Below are 20,641 nucleotides of genomic sequence, written 5' to 3' on the forward strand. Positions count from 1 at the left end.
GTTCTCGAGGCTATAAATGGTAAAAAAAGTTGATTTCTCTAAGGTTATGTCTAAATCGGCAGAGCTCCCAGCTAGCTATTTAGAATCTAAGGATGAAATCTTTGAGGCTGCTTCAAATGCGGGCTTGTCCTGTTATGAATGTGATTGTTCAAGGGCAAGAAATCTTTCGGCTATTTTAAGAGCGATATCTAAATCTGTAGATTATCCAGTTTTCTTCGGAAAAGATTTGGATGCACTGGCAGATTGCTTAACTGAAACTTTAGATGAGCAAGAAATAGGGTATGTATTATGGTTTACTCAACTTCATACTGGTGACCCAGAACTATCTTCAGATACTAAGCAGATTATTAAGATATTAAAAGAGACTTGCAGCTACGCAAAAAAAATTAATAAGACCTTTATTTTCTTTATTGACCATGCGGGCCAACATAGTGCCCCAGAACCTGGTGTTGAGCCTGAGAGATACGCAGGTAATTTTACTGAAGACGACTCTGAATAAGTGCTAGCCACGCACTTATAGCCATAAGGCCCGCTGTCTCTGTCCTTAAAATCCTTTCCCCTAGATTAATAAATTTCGAATTAGATTTAGAAAAAAGATCTATTTCTGTCCTATCCCAACCTCCCTCGGGGCCGATGCAAATTATGGAGCTTTGAATATCATTGGTTGAACTTTCCGAAATAAGTGTATTTTGAGAATCGGGTTCGGCTACAAAGCATTTGCATCCACTAGAGGATTTTAAAAAATTCTCTATAGACTGCGGTTCATTAATTTTCATTAGTATGTTTCTACCACATTGCTCTGAAGCTGAGATAATGATTTTTCTCCAGTGGTCCATTTTTTTATTTAATCTATCCGGACTGATTTTTAATACTGAGCGTTTGGCAATGATTGGGTAAAACTCACTTACACCCAATTCCACGGCTTTTTCAATAACAAAATCCATCTTATCAGCAGTCGATAAAGCTTGAGCTAAGCCTACTTTAATACTTAACTCCCTTGAAATTTCAAACTTATACTCTGGTGTGAAAAAGGCATCGCCATTTATGAAGGCAATGGGACCGTGGAATTCGAGATTATTGCCATCGAAAAGAGATATTTTTGTACCTTCCTTAAGTCTAAGGGAGCGACCTGCATGAGTTGAAATTTCTTTCGGAAGCTTAGACTGAGAGCCAATTTCAAGAGGCAATGGACAAAAAAAACGGGGTGTTAGCATTAAGAGTAGTTATATTTTTCCAAGTGTTAAAATTATACGCATTATTTTGGACTCATAAGACAAGTAAATACATGAATAACCCTCAAGTTCCTGATTCTAAACTTGCAAACGCAATACGATCACTAACTATGGACGCAGTCCAAAAAGCGAATTCTGGGCATCCTGGAGCCCCTATGGGTATGGCTGAAATGGCCGTTGCGCTTTGGCACAGAAATCTTAAACACAATCCACTAAATCCGAAGTGGTATGACAGAGATAGGTTTGTTTTATCCAATGGTCATGCCTCTATGCTCATCTATTCCCTGCTTTATTTAACAGGCTATGGTGTGACCATTGATGACATTAAAGATTTTAGGCAGCTACATTCTAAGACTCCTGGTCATCCTGAGTATGGCATAACTCCTGGGGTAGAGACCACAACGGGTCCATTGGGACAAGGTATCGGAAATGCAGTAGGATTTGCATTGTCAGAGGCACTGTTATCTCAGGAATTTAATAGGGAAGAGCATAAGATAGTCGATCACTTTACGTATGCATTTGCAGGTGATGGTTGTCTAATGGAAGGGGTGTCGCATGAGGTGTTTTCATTGGCAGGCACCCTTAAGCTGAATAAATTAATTGTGCTTTACGACAGCAATGGTATCTCGATTGATGGTCAAATTAATCCCTGGTTTAGCGATGATACATCAAAGCGATTTGAAGCTTATGGTTGGCAGGTATTAGAAGTTGATGGTCATGATATTGATGCTATCGATGAGGCCATCAATCAAGCTAAGGATTTTTCTCGTCAATTAGACACTGGACCTACACTTATCATTTGTAAAACAGTTATCGGTAAAGGGTCTCCAAAAGTTCAGGGTTTATCTAAAGCTCATGGAGCACCGCTTGGGACTGAAGAAGTTATTCAAGCACGCAAGGCTTTGGGAATTGAGTGGGGGGATTTTGAAGTTCCTAAGGATGTTCTTGATTCGTGGAATCATATTACTAAAGGTGCAGGGCAGCAAGCTGTTTGGGATTCAGTATGGGCAAGTTATAAAGTTCAATATCCAGATTTAGCTGCAGAATATGAACGAAGAATGTCAGGACAATTGCCATCAGATTTTGAAGAAAAATTTCAAACCTATTTAGAGCAAGTAATTCAAGATCAAAAAACACTAGCAACTCGTAAATCATCACAAGAAACAATAGCAAAATTAGCAGAAGTATTGCCAGAATTGTTAGGGGGTTCTGCAGATTTAACTTCATCAAATTTAACCATTTGGCCAGATGCAGTGCCCGTTCGTTCTGGTACTGGTAATATCTCTTTTGGTCGACATATTAATTATGGAGTTAGAGAATTTGGTATGGCTGCCATAATGAATGGTATTTCTCTACATGGTGGATATTTGCCGTTTGGCGGAACTTTTCTGACTTTTTCCGATTATTCGCGAAACGGCATTCGAATGTCGGCATTGATGAAACAAAAAGTAGTTCATGTGTTTACGCATGATTCTATTGGTTTAGGTGAGGATGGCCCTACACATCAATCTATCGAGCATGCATGGAGTCTGAGATTAATACCTAATTTGGAGGTCTGGAGACCCTGTGATACTACTGAGACGGCGGTTGCTTGGAGGGCAGCAGTCAAGAGAAATGGGCCTAGTGCATTGCTGTTGTCACGTCAAAATCTACCTTTTATTGCCAGAGATGAGATTTGTCTAAAGGACATTGAGAAAGGAGGCTATGTTCTAAGGGCCGTAGTTAATCCTAAGGCTATTCTCATAGCTACAGGGTCTGAGGTACAAATAGCAATGGACGCCCAAATGAAACTTAAGGATGAGGGCATCGCAGTTTCCATTGTGTCTATGCCATCAACCTCCGTGTTCGACCGTCAATCAAATGAATACAAATCAGAAGTGCTTCCAAGAAATGTGCCTAAATTTGCAATAGAAGCGGGTTCAACTGTTCCGTGGTACAAATACGTTGGTCAAGATGGAGCGGTAGTAGGCATTGATACATTTGGAGAATCCGCCCCTGCAAATGATTTGTTTAATTACTTTGGTATTACGTCAGATAAATTAGTTCAACTAGTTATTAATTCTATTAAGGAGTAAGAATGTCAATTCGTGTCGCCATAAATGGATATGGCCGTATTGGTCGTATGGCACTTAGAGCTCACTATGAGTACGCAAAAAAGCATGATATTGAGATTGTCGCTATTAATGCAATGGGAGATGCGGAAGTAAACCGTCATCTTACAAAATGGGACACTGCACATGGACGATTTGACTCTCAAGTTAGCCTTGATGGAGATCATCTTGTAGTAGACGGGGATCGCATTAAGTTATTTAGTACACGCGATATAAAAAATCTTCCCTGGGCTGATATGGATATTGATGTAGTTTTAGAATGTACTGGTGCATTTACATCAAAAGAAAAAGCCTGTGCTCATATAGAACAAGGAGCAAAAAAAGTTTTAATTTCTGCCCCTGGCGGTAAAGATGTGGATGCTACTGTCGTTTATGGAGTCAATCAAGATATCTTAAAAGCTGAGCATACTGTAGTTTCAAATGCGTCTTGTACAACTAATTGTTTAGCCCCTTTAGTAAAGCCTATTCAAGATGCAATTGGTATTGATTCAGGATTAATGACCACGATTCACGCATATACAAATGACCAAGTTTTAACTGACGTAAATCATAAAGATATAAGGCGTGCTCGTAGTGCATCTATGAATATGATTCCTACGAAAACAGGTGCAGCCTCGGCTCTAGGTCTAGTTATTCCTGAATTGCAGGGTAAATTAGATGGATATGCTATACGCGTCCCAACAATAAATGTTTCTATAGTTGATTTAGTCTTCGTACCAAGTAGAGAAACATCTGTAGAAGAAATCAATAAAGTGTTGAAAGACGCATCAGAAGGGTATCTAAAGGGTATATTAGCTTTTAACGATGAGTTACTTGTATCCTCTGACTTTAATCACACATCATGTTCAAGCATTTATGATTCAACACTCACAAAAATGTCGGGTTCCAAATTGGTCAAAGTTTCTGCCTGGTACGACAATGAGTGGGGATTCTCAAATCGTATGTTAGATACTACTGTAGCAATGATGCAAGCTAAATAATTTATGTCACTAAACGTACTAACTTTAAAAGAGCTTATTGAGCAAGGACTTCTAAAAGGAAAGAGGGTATTTTTTCGTTCTGACCTTAATGTTCCCTTAGATGATTCTAGAAATATCACGGAAGATACAAGAATAAGGGCTTCATTGCCAGGTATAAAAATGGCTTTAGATGCAGGTGCGGCTGTTATGGTTACATCACATCTTGGAAGACCCGTTGAGGGGGCATGGTCAGAAGATATCTCTCTTAATCCCATTGCAAAACATATATCGAATCTTCTAGGTCAGGAAGTAAGGCTAGTTAAAGATTGGCTAGAGGGTGTTGAAGTAGAACCAGGTCAGGTGGTCTTACTTGAAAATTGCCGTATTAATGTTGGCGAACAATCAAATGATGACAATCTAGCTAAAAAAATGGCTAAGCTTTGCGATATTTTCGTTAATGATGCATTCGGAACGGCACATAGGGCACAAGCTTCAACCCATGGTATTGCGAAATATGTTGATATTGCTTGTGCTGGTCCGCTTTTACAAGCTGAACTTGAGGCTTTGGATAAAGCTTTAGAAAATCCGAAACGGCCACTTTTGGCTGTTGTAGGGGGATCCAAAGTATCTACAAAATTGTCGGTTTTGGAATCATTGTCACATAAAGTGGATCAGCTAATAGTTGGTGGTGGCATAGCAAATACTTTTATGCTTGCATGCGGTTTAAATATAGGTAATTCTTTGTCTGAACCTGATCAAGTCGATAAAGCGAAATCGATTATGGAGAATCTTAAAGAGCGTTCAGCGTCTGTACCAATTCCTGTTGATGTTGTTGTGGGTCAGGATTTTGAAATCGATACCATTGCCACTAAAAAGGCTACAACTGATGTTTCCGACGGCGATATGATTATGGATATCGGGCAAAAAAGCATAGATAATCTTTGCGAAATCATAAGCAAGGCAGGCACTATTGTATGGAATGGACCAATTGGTGTTTTCGAGTTTCCGGCATTCTCAAATGGTACTAAGCAAGTTGCACAAGCTATAGCTAAGTCTGATGCGTTTTCAATTGCAGGGGGCGGGGATACTCTTGCTGCTATATCTCAATTTAATCTAAATGAAGGTATAGACTATATTTCAACTGGGGGTGGGGCGTTTCTTGAATTTTTAGAAGGAAAGGGTCTTCCTGCTGTAGACATTCTTATAGAACGAAATAATACTTTATGAGCACACTAAAAGTTGCAGTTGCACAATTTCCGGCGACAAATGATATCAAATTAAATTTAACTAAGATACGAACTTTGTTTGAGCAAGCTTCAGCTCAGGGTGCAGAACTTATTGTATTGCCAGAGGCATCTATGTGTTCATTTGCTTCAGAGCTTGATATCTTAAAGAAATTAGCCCGTGAAGAGACTCCTGGTTTTATTCATAATATGATGGAGTTTGCACGCGAATTTAATTTGTATGTCATTGTTGGCGTGCTTATGGATAGCAGTCCTGAAGTAGCTTCAAAAGACGATCCACGAATTGAAAACCATTTGTTGGCTATTAACTCGGCTGGAGATGTTCTTGTAGATTATTCAAAGATTCATGTCTATGATGCCTTTTCTTTTAAAGAATCAGATAAAGTAAAACCTGCTACTCTAAGAGATGATGGTTCACATTTTGGACTTTTTCAAATCAAAGATTTCAAAATTGGTCTTATTAATTGCTATGATTTAAGATTTCCAGAATTATCTAGGGCTCTTATAGATTTAGGGGCAAATGTACTTACGGTAAGTGCAAACTGGATTGCTGGAGCCTTTAAAGAAACTCATTGGGAGACATTGCTTAGAGCCAGGGCAATCGAGAATACATCTTATGTATTAGCTAGTGGCCAAACACGTCCTAAGGGTGTAGGTCTTAGCATGATTATTGACCCACTGGGTTTTATAATTGGAGGATGTGGAGAGGCTGAAGGCGTATATGTTAGTGAAATAAACTCTGATAGGATTAATAAGGTCAGAGAGTTAGTTCCTTGTCTCGCAAACCGCAGACTTAAATAATTTTAGGAGATTTTTATGGCATTAGTTTCATTAAGACAACTTCTTGATCATGCCGCCGAATTTGGATATGGCATTCCTGCCTTTAACGTAAATAATCTTGAGCAGGTCCAAGCTATTATGGAAGCTGCTAGGGAAACTGATAGTCCTGTGATTATGCAAGCTTCAGCTGGGGCTCGTAAATATGCAGGTGAGCCTTTTTTAAAGCATTTAATACAAGCCGCAGTTGAGGCATATCCTGATATTCCTATCGTTATGCACCAAGACCATGGACAATCCCCTGATGTTTGTAGAGGGGCTATTAACCTTGGATTTACAAGTGTGATGATGGACGGATCCTTGATGCCTGACGGCAAGACCATTGCCACCTATGAATATAATGTGCAAACTACGCGTGAAGTCGTTCAAATGGCTCATGCGATAGGCGTTTCAGTTGAGGGCGAGCTAGGTGTCCTAGGATCTCTTGAAACTATGAAAGGCGATAAAGAAGATGGCCATGGAGCTGAGGGTACATTAACTAGAGACCAGCTATTGACGGACCCTGAACAAGCTGCTGAATTCGTAAGAGAAACACAAGTAGATGCACTTGCTATTGCCATTGGTACTAGCCATGGGGCTTATAAATTTACACGCAAACCTACGGGCGACATTCTATCGATACAGCGAATCAAAGAGATTAATGCACGCCTTCCTAACACGCATATTGTGATGCATGGATCTTCAAGTGTTCCGCAGGAATATCTCGAGCAAATCCGTATGTATGGCGGCGATATGAGGGAGACTTATGGTGTGCCTGTTGAAGAAATACAAGAGGCGATTAAATACGGTGTCCGTAAAGTAAATATTGATACAGATATAAGGCTGGCTATGACAGCGGCTGTTCGTAAGTTTCTACACGAGAATCCTTCTAAATTTGACCCTCGTGAATTTAATAAGCCTGCTCGTGAAGCTGCGAAGCAATTATGTATCTCTCGCTACGAAGCTTTCGGTACAGCGGGAAATGCATCTAAAATCAAGCCTGTCGAACTATCAACAATGGCTCAAAAATATGCAAGTGGCGAACTTGTACAAAAGGTGAACTAATATGGCTATGTACGAATCTTCAATTAAATCATTACCTCTAGTTAGTAGGGGAAAAGTCAGAGATATGTATGCAGTGGATGACGATAAATTACTTATCGTTGCCACAGACCGCATATCTGCTTTTGATGTTGTGTTAGATGATCCTATTCCTAATAAGGGCATGGTGCTTACTTCATTGACAGAATTCTGGTTGGAGAAGCTTGGCGGTATTATGCCTAATCACGCGACAGGCATTCTTCCTGAAGAGGTTGTTGCGGCAGATGAAATTGATCAAGTCGCTGGTCGTGCAATGGTAGTGAAGAAACTGAAGCCTGTGTTAGTAGAAGCGGTTGTTAGAGGGTATATTATTGGATCAGGTTGGAAGGATTATCAAGAAAACGGTGCAATCTGCGGTATTCATTTACCTAAGGGTCTTGATCTAGCTTCTGAATTAAATGAACCTATATTTACTCCAGCTGCTAAAGCGGAACCAGGTAAACATGATGAAAATATCGGTTTTGACTATATGGCTAAATTGGTAGGTGATGATATTGCAGAAGATATTCGTGAAGCCTCAATTGATCTTTATAAAGCTGCTAGTCAAATTGCAAAATTAAAAGGTTTAATCATTGCAGATACTAAATTTGAGTTTGGGCTTGATGAACAAGGTACATTGCACTTGATGGACGAAGTATTGACACCAGACTCTTCCCGTTTCTGGCCTGCAGATCAATACAAAGAAGGTACTAACCCGCCATCATTCGATAAGCAATTTGTACGTGATTGGCTTGAATCTCAAGATTGGGATAAAAAACCTCCAGCTCCACGTTTGCCTAAAGATGTAATTGAGAAAACTTCTCAAAAATATAAAGAAGTTCTTGATCGATTTACAGGAAAAAATCCTTATCTTTAGGACTTATCTTTAGGAATTTATATGAAAACTGAAGCAAAAGTTGCCGTTGTCATGGGCAGCAACAGCGATTGGGATATTATGCAAAACGCCGTACAAATTTTGCGTGAATTTGAAGTCCCTTTCGAAGCTAAAGTGATCTCAGCACATCGTATGCCTTTAGATATGGCGGACTTTGGTGCGAGTGCTTACGAAAATGGTTTTCGGGCAATTATTGCAGGTGCAGGTGGTGCTGCCCACTTACCTGGTATGTTAGCTGCTTTGACGGATATTCCAGTGTTTGGCGTACCAGTTCCATCAAAATATTTGAGAGGCGAGGATTCACTTTTATCAATAGTTCAGATGCCTAAAGGCGTACCCGTTGCCACATTTGCAATAGGTGAATCAGGTGCTATAAATGCGGCTCTACATGCTATTGCTAATCTTGCGATGCATGACTTATCTCTTAGAGAAAAGCTTATCAAATACAGAAAAGAACAAACAGAGAAAGCAAGAGCAATGGAGCTTCCTTTATGAACGCTAAACGCCTTGGTATATTAGGTGGCGGTCAGTTAGGACGCATGTTTACTCAGGCTGCTCAACGATTGGGATTTGAGGTCGTAGTCTATAGTCCTGAGCTTGATAGTCCAGCAGGCTCTGTGGCGGAGTACGAGATATTTGCACCTTATGAAGAACATGAATCTTTAGATAATTTTGCATCTCTTACTCAATATATAAGCACTGAATTTGAAAATGTTCCATCGGACACCCTTAGATATTTATCAAATTTAGAGGGGGTAAAGCTAGTTTCCCCAAGTGCAAATGCAGTTGAAATCGTACAAGATCGCATTAAAGAAAAATCATTTGTTAAATCACTTGATATAGGCCTAGCCCCATACGCTTCTATTAAGAGCGATGAAGATTTAATCCAAGAGAATTTTACTGGTTTATATCCAGGTATTTTAAAAATAGCTTCACTTGGTTATGACGGTAAGGGCCAAATCCCTGCATCGAATTTCGATGAGTTGAAAAATGCTTTTGAAACATTAGGAAAAAAACCTTGTGTTTTCGAAAAAAAATTAAATCTTAAAATGGAAATCTCGGTAGTCCTTGCCAGAAATAAAAATGGCGAAATCAAGACATACCCAATCTCCGTAAACACGCATAAAAACGGAATACTGCATATGTCTGAAATAGGGTTGCACTCTTTTTCAGATTCTATAAAAGATGAAGTAAATAGCATTGCCACCGAAATTGCAAAAAAATTAAATTATGTCGGAGTCCTTTGCGTTGAGATGTTCTGGCTCGAGGACGGCACTATTTGCGTTAATGAAATTGCCCCTAGACCGCACAATAGCGGACATTTTTCTATCGAGGCCTGCAGTTGCAGTCAATTTGAGCAACAAGCAAGAATTCTTGGAGATCTGCCTTTAGGTGACACTAATCTTATCCAGCCTGTAATTATGTTAAATATATTGGGCGATGCATGGTTTGTTAATTCTGATGAAAATGGCGAACCTATTGAGCCTTCATGGGCTGAGATTCTTAAAATGCCTGGAGTCAATTTGCATCTTTATGGAAAAAAAGAGGCACGTCCTGGTAGAAAAATGGGGCATGTGACTGTTATGCTTAAAGACTCGCATAAAGTGCGTGAAACCGCTAAGAAAATCATTGAAATCCTAAAACTTTAATGTTTAGTCCAGAATCGAATATAAAAGCAGCTGCTAGACATCTTCTTGCTGGTGGTTTAGTGGCAATGCCCACCGAAACCGTCTACGGTCTCGGTGCTGATGCACTTAACGAGGAAGCTGTATCCAAGATTTATTCGACTAAAGGAAGACCTAAAAATCATCCCTTGATTGTTCATGTTTACAAAGATGCTGATTTAGATTTTTGGGCAAAAAAAATTCCTGATCACGCTAGAAAATTAATCGATGCTTTTTGGCCTGGCCCATTAACACTAGTTTTTAAAAAAACTGATATTGTTCCTGATTTTATTACTGGAGGGCAGGATACAGTAGCTATAAGATCTCCTAATCACCCTGTCGCTCAAGCTTTATTGAAGGAGTTTGCGACTCTTAAAACTAATTCTGGAATAGTGGCACCTTCAGCTAATATTTTCGGTCATGTTTCACCTACTAAAAATGAGCATGTACTTTCTGAATTTCCAAATCAAAAGGATATATTTTTTCTTGAAGGAGATAGTTCAGAAATTGGAATTGAATCTACAATTTTGGACCTTTCAAGAGAAGATATAGGGCCTGTTTTATTAAGACCAGGGCATATTTCTAAAAAAGATATTCAAAAAATTATTGGTATCTATCCTAAAGATAAAGATGAATATGCACCTGTTGTTTCTGGAAGTTTGAAATCGCACTATGCTCCTAAAGTGCCTATATATGCGGAAGATAAACTTAATGATCAGAGTTTCCTTAAAGAAATTAGAGATAAGAAAATAGCGTTTTTACAGTATTCAAATCAGAAAAAATCTGATCTAAAAGAATCTAAATTAAACATAATTACTATGCCTTCAGATGCAAAAAAATATGCTTCGATAATTTACGATGTTTTGAGAAACATTGAGTTACAAAATTATGATTTAATAATAATCGAGAAGTTACCGCAAGATATAGATTGGGACGGGGTTAGAGATAGATTAAGTCGTGCTTTAGCCGCATACTAAATATATACATTTACTTACAAAGACTTGACATAAATCAACAATAATTTAACAGAAAATTGCTAATATTACATATATTACTTATAAATGCTAAAGGAGGAATATATGAAATTAGCTTCTAAGTTGTTAATTACCTGTATGGCCGCAGCTTTTGCTTCAACTGCAATGGCTGCTGAGAGATACAAACCAGATAATGAATTAATTGAACCAATCAAACCAGCAAAAATCGAAAATCAAGCTGAAGTTGATCTTGGAGCTAAATTATATTTCGATCCTCGTTTATCTCGTTCTGGATTTATTTCTTGTAACTCTTGTCACAACCTATCTATGGGTGGTACTGATAATCTTCAAACATCTATCGGTGACAAATGGCAGCAAGGTCCTATAAACGCACCTACAGTATTAAACTCAACTCTTAACTTTGTTCAATTCTGGGACGGTCGTGCAAAAGACCTTAAAGAGCAAGCTGGTGGTCCTATTGCTAACCCAGGTGAAATGGCGTTTACTCACGACTTAGCTGTTGGACTTTTAAACTCAATCCCTCAATATGTTGAAGAGTTCAAAAAAGTATATGGTAAAGAAAAAATCGATATCGACCAAGTTACTCAAGCGATTGCAGCATTTGAGGATACTTTAGTTACTCCAAACTCTCGTTTTGACCAATGGTTGCAAGGTAAAGATGATGCTATCACTGATCAAGAACTTAAAGGTTATTTAACTTTCAGAGATGCTGGTTGTGTAGCTTGCCATAATGGTGCAGCAGTAGGTGGTTCTACTTATCAAAAAATGGGTGTAGTAGATATCTATGTTACAGATAATGAATCTGCTGGTCGTGCTGGTGTTACTGGTGAAGATATCGACCGTATGATGTTTAAAGTTCCTACACTTCGTAACGTTGAATTAACTTATCCGTACTTCCATGACGGTGCAGCTAATACTCTTAAAGAAGCTGTAGATATTATGGGTCGTTTGCAATTAGGTAAAAAATTCACTGATGAAGAAAACGCTAATATTGTGGCATTCTTAAAAACATTAACTGGTGATCAACCTGATATAAAACTTCCTATTATCCCTCCATCAAGCGATGCTACTCCACGTCCTAATCCATGGGCTGAAATGGCAAAAGCTGATGACATGAAAAAAGAAGAGCCTAAAGCTGAAGAGAAAAAAGAAGAGCCAAAAGCTGAAGATAAAAAAGAAGCTCCTAAAGCCTAATATCTATTAGTTAATCCCCCTTATGGCCCGCTCCAAGCGGGCTTTTTTTTACCCAATCATCAAGGGGCCAATCTGTGCATAATCCAACTACCATCCTGCTCTCGAATAAATGTTATGCGGTCGTGCAATCTTGATGGACGACCCTGCCAAAATTCGATTTGATGTGGTATGACGATATATCCACCCCAATGCGGAGGTTTGGGCACAGACTCTGGATATTTTTCTGCATATTGGGCAAATCGAGATTGCAAAATCTCTTTAGTAACCACCTGACTTTGCTCCGAAGCCCATGCCCCAATTTTGGATCCATGAGGCCTAGATTCAAAATATTCAGTCGATTCAGTTTCACTTATTTGCTCTACCATTCCGTTTATACGCACTTGTCTTTGCTGATGCATCCAAAAAAACAATAAGCAGCAATAGGGGTTGCGTGACAATTCATGCCCTTTACGAGAAAGATAATTCGTAAAAAATACAAACCCTTGTTCACTAAAACCTTTAAGCAAACATACACGAGCACTCGGTTCCCCTTGAGCACTAACGGTTGAAACAGTCATCGCATTAGGCTCTAATCCGCCCTCATTTTTTGCATCTTCAAACCACTTTGAAAACTGCTCAAATGGATTTCTAGAAATTTCACTTTCATCTAGAGAGTATTTATCGTAATTTTCTCTTAAATCAGCTATAGACATAATTGTCCCCTCCAATATATAAAATAATTTTAATCTATGGCAATGCTCACGTTGTAAAATTCTATATCAGTTATTCAAGGTTATATATGTTAAATAAACCAACTCCCAGAAGACTAACAAGCATTGAAAGAATATATGGTCATAAAGGATTAGAAGCCTTTAAAAATACTAGTGTTTTAATTGCTGGGGTAGGGGGAGTAGGTTCCTGGTGCGTAGAAGCGCTAGCTCGGTCGGGAATTGGGCGTATAGTTATGGTAGATATGGACCATGTAGCCGAATCAAATATTAATAGGCAAGTACATGCTTTAGATACCACATTAGGTATGTCTAAGATATCAGCCCTTAAAGATCGTATAACATTGATTCAACAAGATTGCGAAGTAGTTCTTGTTGATGATTTTGTAACATCAGAGAATGTTAAAGATATAACAACTACCTATAATCCAGATATTTTTATTGACTGTATAGATGATGCACGAGCAAAAGTGGCTATTGCTTTGACTTGTGCGGATCAAGACTTACATTTAATTATGGCTGGCGGAGCTGGCGGAAAAACGGATATTTTTTCGCTTCATACAAGTGACCTTGCACAAGTTCAAAATGATAATCTACTTAAACGAGTTAGAGATCTTTTAAGAAAAGAACATGGGTATCCATCAAGTAGTGAGTTTTATAGATCCCAACCCATGGGCATAACAACAGTATGGTTTAAGCAAAAGGCGATGATGCCTAGCTTGTGGGGCAACCCATCTGACGGACCAAACACTCCTCAAGGATTATCATGTGCTGGTTATGGTTCATTGGTTACGGTTACAGGTACGATGGGATTTGCATTAGCACAGTTAGCACTAAATCATATAATCACCAAGCACAATATCATAATCTAAGCTCTTTTGAGTTCATTTAAAACTCTTGCTGTATGCCCTTTAGTGCGTAGCATTTTTGAAGGTGTCCCACTATATACAAGCTTACCGCCGCGATCCCCGCCCTCAGGGCCCATATCAATAATCCAATCCGCCTCAGCCATTACATCCAAATTATGTTCAATCACAACTACAGTATTAGAACTATCCACAAGCCTATGTAGTACATCTATTAATTTTTCAACATCAGCCATTGATAGGCCAACTGTTGGTTCGTCCAAAATATAAAGAGTGTGAGCTCGTACAGATGCACGCCCAGTCTTAGTAACCCCTTCATCCATGCGAGCTTTTACAAGCTCAGACACTAACTTAATGCGTTGAGCTTCTCCCCCTGACAATGTAGGCGAGGGTTGCCCCAAAGTTAAGTAACCTAGCCCTACATCTTGAAGCAGTTTTAAAGGACGCAATACCTTAGGATGATTTTCGAAAAAAGGAACAGCCTCATCAATATCCATTTTTAGAATATCGCCAATGCTCTTGTCTCGTACTTTTACTTGCAACGTATCTGAATTAAAACGCATACCATTACAAGCTTCGCACTGCACCTTAACGTCAGGTAAAAAATTCATCTCAACCGTACGCATGCCTTGCCCTTCACATATCAGGCAACGCCCTTTGCCCGTATTAAATGAAAATCGCGATGCCGTCCAACCTCGCATTTTCGCTTCAGTCGTTTGTGCAAAAAGTTTACGTATATCGTCCCAAAAACCAACGTACGTTGCAGGACATGACCGCGGCGTTTTTCCAATTGGGGTCTGATCCACCTCAAGAACGCGTGTAATTTTTTCCCATCCATCGATATGATGCACATTTTCCCATTCGATATTTTTTGGATTCTTTTGGTTGGCAATGGCCTCCTTTACATTCGATAAAAGAATATCACGTGCAAGTGTAGATTTTCCCGAACCAGAAACCCCCGTCACTACTGTTAGACAACCCACAGGTACCTGTACATCAATATCTTGTATATTATGCAAATTTGCCGAATGCATAGTTATCATATCTGTTGCAGATTCAGATTTAATGCGGCTCTTAAATGAATGCTTTAAGGGCTCAGCCAAATATTTGCCCGTCACAGAATTTTTGTTTTTTACAATATCATCATATGTCCCTTGAGCGATAATCTGACCTCCACGAACGCCCGCACCAGGTCCCACATCGATAATATGTTCCGCTGATCGTATGGTGTCATCGTCATGTTCGACGACTACGAGAGTATTGCCATTGTTTTCAAGTTTTTTAAGTGATTGCAAAAGAATGCGATTATCGCGTGGGTGCAGTCCAATCGTTGGTTCATCTAGAACATAACATACTCCTTGTAGATTAGACCCTAGCTGAGCTGCTAGCCTTATGCGTTGGGCCTCTCCACCCGATAGTGTTGGTGCCGAACGATCCAGTGACAAATAATCTAATCCCACGGACTGCATAAAATTAAGTCGAGAATTAATCTCTCGAAGGATATCGCGGCCAATCGTCTGCTCTCGTTTATCAAGTTCTATTGCAGCAAAAAAGTCGCTGGCCTTGTCTACTGATAATTGGCTTATTTCAGTTATAGATTTCTCTTTCCATCTAAATGCTCTGGCAATGCTGTTGAGTCTTGTCCCATTACATGTTCGACATAATCCAAGATATCCATTATCCGCATTTTCGGCTATATCTATCTCTAAAGATTCATTATTCTCTATTTCATCAACTTCTTGATCATTTATCAAACCAGTGCCCATACAATCAGGACACCAACCTTGTGAGGAGTTATAGGAGAACATGCGTGGATCTGGTTCTGGAAACGCACTACTACACACAGGACAAGCACGTTTGGTTGAAAAATACTTTTGCTCCCCTTTGGAATTTAAAACACTAAACGCACCCTTACCATGTTCATAGGCAAGTTCTAAAGCATCATTCATAACTGACTTGCTACTTAATTTTCCACTAAATACTGGAAGCTCAATCCTGTGGTCAATATAACGATCAAGTCTTGGCCATGGACTAACAGGTGTAACAACTCCATCAACTCTCAGCGTTTCAAAGCCGGCTTTTTTAGCCCATTTTGCAAGGTCAGTGTAGTAGCCCTTACGTTTAGAAACTAAAGTTGCAAGAAAGCTGACGTTTTTGTTTTTAAATTCTCTCCAAACCATATCTTCGATTTGCTCTTTACTAAAGGCTTCTACAGGAACATCGCAGGTAGGACAATACTGCGTTCCTAATTTTTGATATAAAAGTCTCAAGAAGTGATGGATTTCGGTCATTGTTCCGACAGTGGATTTTCTGCCACCTCGGCTTGTTCTTTGTTCGATGGCTACAGTAGGAGGGATACCGTAAATAGCATCAACATCGGGCTTGCTTGCAGGTTGCACGAACGAGCGTGCATACGCGTTTAAAGACTCTAGATACCTGCGTTGACCCTCATTAAATAGAATATCGAAAGCAAGAGTTGATTTTCCTGAACCTGAAACCCCAGTGATAACAGTAAATTTATTGTGCGGAATTTTTACCGACACATTTTTCAAATTATGTTCATATGCGTTTTGAATCGAAATTTCTTTTGGTGCAGATTCAAATTTATATTTAAGGTTTTTTGATTTATCGAATAAAGCTTTTGGAGATTTTTGAGCAAGAGACTTTTCGTATTGTACGAGAGCATTGCCAGTTAAAGAGGATTTGTTTTTTTGTATATCTTCAGGCGAACCAGTTGCAACAATTTGACCACCATTGAGTCCGCCACCAGGCCCAAGATCTATTATCCAATCTGAGGCACGGATTACATCGAGATTATGTTCAATCAATATAATCGAGTGACCCGCTTCAAGTAGCTTGCGAAACGCAGACATTAATTTAGAGATATCATGAAAATGCAGCCCAGTTGTAGGCTCATCGAATAAAAACAATGTGCCTTTAGAACTGGTCTTGCTACGAGAAGCTTTTACTAGATGTCCAGCAAGTTTTAATCGTTGAGATTCACCTCCAGATAGCGTTGGTACAGGCTGACCAAGGGCCAAATAATCAAGCCCTACATCAATTAATGGCTGAAGGCGTGAGCTTATCTCTCTCATGCCCTTAAAGAACTCAAGAGCCTCATGCACAGTCATTTCAAGCACATCAGCGATATTTGCTCGCCGACCTAAATGTTCAACGTAATTTTCAAGAATCTCAGGTTTAAAACGCGAACCGTTGCAGTCGGGGCATTTTAAATAGACATCTGACAAAAACTGCATCTCAACATATTCATAACCCGTCCCTTGGCAAGTTGGGCATCTACCATCACCACTATTAAAACTAAATGTGCCTGTTGTATAGCCTCGCACTTTAGCGATTTCAGTATCAGCAAAAATTTTGCGTATAACATCGTAAGCACCAACATGACTGGCTGGATTAGATCGCGTTGTTTTGGCAATGGGTGACTGATCGACCATCACTACATCGGAAATCATCTCTGTACCTAGTAATGAATCATATTCTCCAGATTCAGAAGTGGGTTTATTGAAATACTCCATAATTGCAGGATAGAGAACATTTTGAATCAATGTGGATTTCCCCGAACCCGAAACACCTGTCACGCAAACAAGTCGATTTAGTGGGAATTCCACATCTAAATTATTTAAATTATTTGTTCTAGCACCGCTAAGGACCAGTCGTGGAGTGTTTTTCAGAACCTTCATCGGTTTTGGAGATTCTACACGCAGCAGATTACCTAAATATTTTCCTGTTAGAGAATCTGATAAACGAAGTTCCTCAGGAGAGCCATCAAATACAATTTCGCCACCACGTTCGCCTGGACCGGGGCCCATATCCAACACGCGATCAGCAGAGAACATGATTTGAGGGTCATGTTCGACGACTACGAGAGTATTGCCACTTTTTTTAAGGCCTTGCATTACATCTATAATTTGATTTGTATCGTGTGGATGGAGGCCAATGGAGGGCTCATCGAGCACAAAAAGCGTATTCGTAAGGGATGTCCCAAGAGCTGTTGTAAGGTTTATGCGTTGCACTTCGCCACCTGACAATGTGCGACTCTGCCGATCTAGTGAAAGATATGAAAGTCCCACTCGATTTAAATACCGCACGCGAACCTTAATCTCATCGACAACTATCTTAAGTTCAGGTGCGTCAAAAGTCTCGGCTTCAAAAAATTTCTCCAAATCCTCAATCGATATACGCATAAGGTCATGAATACAAAGTCCTGGCATATCATTCAATTGCTTTTGCGTCCACTTAGCTTCAATGGGCATAAATCGATCATAATGTTTTAGGGCGGAGGATTTCTGTTGGCCAATACGCCATAAAGTTGAATCAGGTTTAAGGCGTGAGCCCATGCAGGCGTGACATTTTGTGTAAGCTCTATATTTTGAAAGCAATACGCGAACATGCATTTTGTAAGAGCGCGATTCAAGATACTTAAAAAATGCGGCAATACCATACCATTTGTATTTCCAGTCTTTTGCCGTGAAAGCAAAGTCGGGGTCGCCATTTATAACCCATGCTCGTTCTGCAGAGCTTAAATCTCTCCATGGCACATCAGTGCGAACTTTAGCCTTAGACGCATATTTCATAAGGTCGCGCTGACACTCTTTTCCAGTTGCGGTTTGGAATGGCTTAACAGCACCTTTTGCAAGAGTTTTATTGGAATCAGGAATTACAAGGTTATAGTCAATGCCCATCGTGCGACCAAAGCCGCGACAAGTTTCGCATGCACCTGCAGGAGAATTAAACGAAAAGTGAGAAGGTGTCACTTCAGAGTAAGTGATATTGCAATGGTCGCAACGCAACTGATCGCTAAAGGGATGTATTAATTCGTAGTCTGTACCATCTTCACTCGAAAACATCTCGAATATAAAAATCTTTCCGTTTCCAAAACGTGATGCCGTCTCAATCGCCTCATAAACACGCGATTTAGCGACTCGCGAGAGTTTGAAACGATCCTGAATAACAAAAAGGGTCTTCTCCTTATCATCGCTTTTAGGTTCTTGCTCTCGTTGAATGCGACCATAGCCCTGTTGGGATAGAAATTGCTCTATTTCTTCTTGAGTAAAATTTTTGGGAATTTTTACGGCGAAAGTAACCACTAATTTCGAGTCTTCATTTCGAACATTATTTGTAAGCTCTTTAAGAATAGATTCTGCGTTAAATCGCTCTACTGCTCGCCCACAGCAGCGGCAATGCAATCTCCCAGCATGGTGATATAAAAGCTTGATTAAGTCATTTAGCTCTGTCATAGTCCCAACAGAGCTTCGCGAATTTCGCACTGGATTTGTCTGATTTATTGCAATCGCTGGCAATATCCCCTCAATCCGCTCCACCTGTGGCTTATCCATGCGATCTAAAAACTGCCTCGCATACGGTGAAAATGTCTCTACATACTTCCTCTGTCCTTCTGCGTATAATGTATCAAAGGCGAGGGAGCTTTTCCCCGATCCAGATACACCCGTAATAACGGTGATTTCTCCTGTATTTATCTGTACGTCGAGATTTTTTAAATGATTTTGTTTGGCACCGAAAATTGATATTTTTGAAGTCATAGAGTAGGAAAATGAGTAGTGAACGTATACCGCCGTTAGGCATTACGATGGGCGATCCTGCAGGTATCGGACCAGAGATAATTATAAAGCTTTTTAGACAGGCGCTCCCGCATAAAGCCGTCGTGTTCGGGGATATGAAATGTCTTGAAATGTCCGCTGCCCGACTTGGATATGATGTGAAATTCGTGGAAATAAAGGAGCTTGATGAAGTGCAGGAGCATTGCCACCCTGAGATTTGTGTTGTGCAATGTGACATAGAGATGCAAGGAGATTTTTCCTTTGGCAATGCCTCCGCATACGCCGGCCATGTTAGTTATCAATCGTTCCGTAAAGCCATCGAATATGCGATTCAAAATAAGATTGGGGCCGTTGTGACTACTCCTATCAATAAGCATGCATGGAAACTTGCAGGTATTCACTATCCTGGTCATACCGATGTTTTGGATGAATATGCTGTGAGGCGGGCTGTATGCGGTTCTTCGAATGCGAGCGATTGCGATGGTGACATTGATGGAAAGCATGTGAGTATGATGCTTTTGAATGATGAGCTACGCACGATACTAGTGACGGCACATGTGGCATTGGCTGATGTGCCTAAGCTGATTACTCGTGAGGCGGTCCGATGTGCGATTAAGAATGCGGCTGTGGTTGGGCCTCAGATGGGCATTGCCACACCACGCATAGCTGTGGCGGGGCTTAATCCTCATGCAGGGGAAGAGGGGCAATTTGGGACGGAAGAAATTCGAATAATTTCACCTGCGATAGAGGAGTGTCGGGGCGAGGGTATTGATGTAAATGGTCCGTACCCTGCTGACACTATATTTATGCGAGCACGTAAAGGGGAGTTTGATATTGTTGTAGCGATGTATCATGACCAAGCTTTGATTCCTGTGAAATATTTGGGGCTTGATAAAGGTGTGAATGTAACGGCTGGTCTGCCTTTTGTGCGTACAAGCGTAGATCATGGAACTGCGTATGATATTGCGGGTCAGGGTGTGGCTGATGAGAACTCTCTTCGTGTTGCATTTGACCTTGCACTTATGATGTCTAATCACGCAAACGCTTGATTAAAAAGCTAAATTTATCTTAAAATAATCGTTTTATCAGAAAATTTAAATAAGGGTTTTTGGAATCATGGCAGAAATTAAACGCAATCGCCGTAACACTCTAGAGCGTCGGTGCCTAGGTAAGGCTCTTAAAAGACTTTTTGTGGGATCTCCAAAAGGTACTTTTAAAATGCTTGAAAAAGTTAAGAAAGCTTAATTTTGTTTTAGGTTTTCGTGAAAGTGGCTCTCTTATTTGAGAGCCATTTTTTTA

At 39.9% G+C, this 20,641-nt stretch carries 17 protein-coding genes; 14 read left to right on the forward strand and 3 right to left on the reverse strand.

Annotated elements, in window-relative coordinates; genetic code table 11:
• Window positions 1-16: 16 nt before the first annotated feature.
• Window positions 17-499 carry a barstar family protein gene (locus T432_RS0102155; protein ID WP_014111967.1) on the forward strand — a complete coding sequence of 161 codons (483 nt, stop codon included), beginning with the start codon at window positions 17-19 and terminating at the stop codon, window positions 497-499.
• Here the strand turns inward: T432_RS0102155 and T432_RS0102160 are convergent.
• Window positions 477-1,214, reverse strand: coding sequence for a 16S rRNA (uracil(1498)-N(3))-methyltransferase (locus T432_RS0102160; RefSeq protein WP_028883991.1), 738 nt, complete (start codon window positions 1,212-1,214; stop codon window positions 477-479). The two genes, T432_RS0102155 and T432_RS0102160, sit on opposite strands and share 23 nt — an antisense overlap.
• A gap of 71 nt (window positions 1,215-1,285) precedes the next feature.
• Between T432_RS0102160 and tkt the strand changes: the two genes are divergently transcribed.
• The 10 genes from tkt to T432_RS0102210 all read left to right on the forward strand — a co-directional run bounded on the left by tkt (window position 1,286) and on the right by T432_RS0102210 (window position 12,190).
• Window positions 1,286-3,307: a transketolase gene (gene tkt, locus T432_RS0102165; RefSeq protein WP_028883992.1), complete on the forward strand. Its 2,022-nt coding sequence runs from the start codon at window positions 1,286-1,288 to the stop codon at window positions 3,305-3,307.
• A gap of 2 nt (window positions 3,308-3,309) precedes the next feature.
• Complete coding sequence (gap, locus tag T432_RS0102170) at window positions 3,310-4,323, forward strand: type I glyceraldehyde-3-phosphate dehydrogenase (protein ID WP_028883993.1); 1,014 nt, start codon at window positions 3,310-3,312, stop codon at window positions 4,321-4,323.
• A gap of 3 nt (window positions 4,324-4,326) precedes the next feature.
• Entirely contained in the window at window positions 4,327-5,529 is a 1,203-nt protein-coding gene (locus T432_RS0102175) for a phosphoglycerate kinase (RefSeq protein WP_028883994.1), read from the forward strand.
• Entirely contained in the window at window positions 5,526-6,347 is an 822-nt protein-coding gene (locus tag T432_RS0102180) for a carbon-nitrogen hydrolase family protein (RefSeq protein WP_028883995.1), read from the forward strand. The genes T432_RS0102175 and T432_RS0102180 overlap by 4 nt, the downstream gene beginning before the upstream one ends.
• Window positions 6,348-6,362: 15 nt before the next feature.
• Window positions 6,363-7,427, forward strand: coding sequence for a class II fructose-bisphosphate aldolase (gene fba, locus T432_RS0102185; RefSeq protein ID WP_014111961.1), 1,065 nt, complete (start codon window positions 6,363-6,365; stop codon window positions 7,425-7,427).
• 1 nt (window position 7,428) lies between these two features.
• Entirely contained in the window at window positions 7,429-8,319 is an 891-nt protein-coding gene (locus T432_RS0102190) for a phosphoribosylaminoimidazolesuccinocarboxamide synthase (protein WP_014111960.1), read from the forward strand.
• Window positions 8,320-8,340: 21 nt separating this feature from the next.
• Window positions 8,341-8,832 (forward strand): 5-(carboxyamino)imidazole ribonucleotide mutase, encoded by a 492-nt coding sequence (purE, locus tag T432_RS0102195; protein ID WP_028883996.1) that lies wholly within the window; start codon window positions 8,341-8,343, stop codon window positions 8,830-8,832.
• Window positions 8,829-9,986, forward strand: a complete 1,158-nt coding sequence (locus tag T432_RS0102200; protein WP_014111958.1) for a 5-(carboxyamino)imidazole ribonucleotide synthase — start codon at window positions 8,829-8,831, stop codon at window positions 9,984-9,986. Before purE ends, T432_RS0102200 begins: the two co-directional genes overlap by 4 nt.
• Complete coding sequence (locus tag T432_RS0102205) at window positions 9,986-10,978, forward strand: L-threonylcarbamoyladenylate synthase (RefSeq protein WP_028883997.1); 993 nt, start codon at window positions 9,986-9,988, stop codon at window positions 10,976-10,978. Before T432_RS0102200 ends, T432_RS0102205 begins: the two co-directional genes overlap by 1 nt.
• Before the next feature lie 102 nt (window positions 10,979-11,080).
• A complete protein-coding gene (locus T432_RS0102210; protein ID WP_028883998.1) occupies window positions 11,081-12,190 on the forward strand; it encodes a cytochrome-c peroxidase in 1,110 nt (369 codons plus the stop codon).
• Window positions 12,191-12,249: 59 nt separating this feature from the next.
• On the opposite strand, the gene pdxH is transcribed toward T432_RS0102210, so the two are convergent.
• On the reverse strand, window positions 12,250-12,882 hold the full coding sequence (gene pdxH / locus T432_RS0102215; protein ID WP_014111955.1) for a pyridoxamine 5'-phosphate oxidase: 633 nt from the start codon (window positions 12,880-12,882) through the stop codon (window positions 12,250-12,252).
• A gap of 86 nt (window positions 12,883-12,968) precedes the next feature.
• On the opposite strand from pdxH, the gene T432_RS0102220 reads away from it, so the two are divergent.
• Window positions 12,969-13,769 carry a tRNA threonylcarbamoyladenosine dehydratase gene (locus tag T432_RS0102220; protein WP_028883999.1) on the forward strand — a complete coding sequence of 267 codons (801 nt, stop codon included), beginning with the start codon at window positions 12,969-12,971 and terminating at the stop codon, window positions 13,767-13,769.
• Here T432_RS0102220 and uvrA read toward each other — a convergent pair.
• Window positions 13,766-19,324, reverse strand: coding sequence for an excinuclease ABC subunit UvrA (uvrA, locus tag T432_RS0102225; RefSeq protein ID WP_028884000.1), 5,559 nt, complete (start codon window positions 19,322-19,324; stop codon window positions 13,766-13,768). The genes T432_RS0102220 and uvrA overlap by 4 nt on opposite strands.
• An 11-nt stretch (window positions 19,325-19,335) precedes the next feature.
• Here uvrA and pdxA point away from each other — a divergent pair, with 11 nt between their 5' ends.
• Complete coding sequence (gene pdxA / locus T432_RS0102230; protein ID WP_028884001.1) at window positions 19,336-20,391, forward strand: 4-hydroxythreonine-4-phosphate dehydrogenase PdxA; 1,056 nt, start codon at window positions 19,336-19,338, stop codon at window positions 20,389-20,391.
• Window positions 20,392-20,458: 67 nt separating this feature from the next.
• Entirely contained in the window at window positions 20,459-20,587 is a 129-nt protein-coding gene (locus tag T432_RS08735) for a hypothetical protein (protein ID WP_014111951.1), read from the forward strand.
• Window positions 20,588-20,641: the final 54 nt, after the last annotated feature.

Origin of the sequence: Taylorella asinigenitalis ATCC 700933 (assembly GCF_000687755.1) — a bacterium.
Taxonomy (GTDB): Bacteria; Pseudomonadota; Gammaproteobacteria; order Burkholderiales; family Burkholderiaceae_B; genus Taylorella; species Taylorella asinigenitalis.

Coding starts and splice junctions, on each gene's coding strand:
- T432_RS0102155 (WP_014111967.1), top strand. CDS start 17: ATGGTAAAAAAAGTTGATTTCTCTAAGGTTATGTCTAAATCGGCAGAG.
- T432_RS0102160 (WP_028883991.1), bottom strand. CDS start 1,214: ATGCTAACACCCCGTTTTTTTTGTCCATTGCCTCTTGAAATTGGCTCT.
- tkt (WP_028883992.1), top strand. CDS start 1,286: ATGAATAACCCTCAAGTTCCTGATTCTAAACTTGCAAACGCAATACGA.
- gap (WP_028883993.1), top strand. CDS start 3,310: ATGTCAATTCGTGTCGCCATAAATGGATATGGCCGTATTGGTCGTATG.
- T432_RS0102175 (WP_028883994.1), top strand. CDS start 4,327: ATGTCACTAAACGTACTAACTTTAAAAGAGCTTATTGAGCAAGGACTT.
- T432_RS0102180 (WP_028883995.1), top strand. CDS start 5,526: ATGAGCACACTAAAAGTTGCAGTTGCACAATTTCCGGCGACAAATGAT.
- fba (WP_014111961.1), top strand. CDS start 6,363: ATGGCATTAGTTTCATTAAGACAACTTCTTGATCATGCCGCCGAATTT.
- T432_RS0102190 (WP_014111960.1), top strand. CDS start 7,429: ATGGCTATGTACGAATCTTCAATTAAATCATTACCTCTAGTTAGTAGG.
- purE (WP_028883996.1), top strand. CDS start 8,341: ATGAAAACTGAAGCAAAAGTTGCCGTTGTCATGGGCAGCAACAGCGAT.
- T432_RS0102200 (WP_014111958.1), top strand. CDS start 8,829: ATGAACGCTAAACGCCTTGGTATATTAGGTGGCGGTCAGTTAGGACGC.
- T432_RS0102205 (WP_028883997.1), top strand. CDS start 9,986: ATGTTTAGTCCAGAATCGAATATAAAAGCAGCTGCTAGACATCTTCTT.
- T432_RS0102210 (WP_028883998.1), top strand. CDS start 11,081: ATGAAATTAGCTTCTAAGTTGTTAATTACCTGTATGGCCGCAGCTTTT.
- pdxH (WP_014111955.1), bottom strand. CDS start 12,882: ATGTCTATAGCTGATTTAAGAGAAAATTACGATAAATACTCTCTAGAT.
- T432_RS0102220 (WP_028883999.1), top strand. CDS start 12,969: ATGTTAAATAAACCAACTCCCAGAAGACTAACAAGCATTGAAAGAATA.
- uvrA (WP_028884000.1), bottom strand. CDS start 19,324: ATGACTTCAAAAATATCAATTTTCGGTGCCAAACAAAATCATTTAAAA.
- pdxA (WP_028884001.1), top strand. CDS start 19,336: ATGAGTAGTGAACGTATACCGCCGTTAGGCATTACGATGGGCGATCCT.
- T432_RS08735 (WP_014111951.1), top strand. CDS start 20,459: ATGGCAGAAATTAAACGCAATCGCCGTAACACTCTAGAGCGTCGGTGC.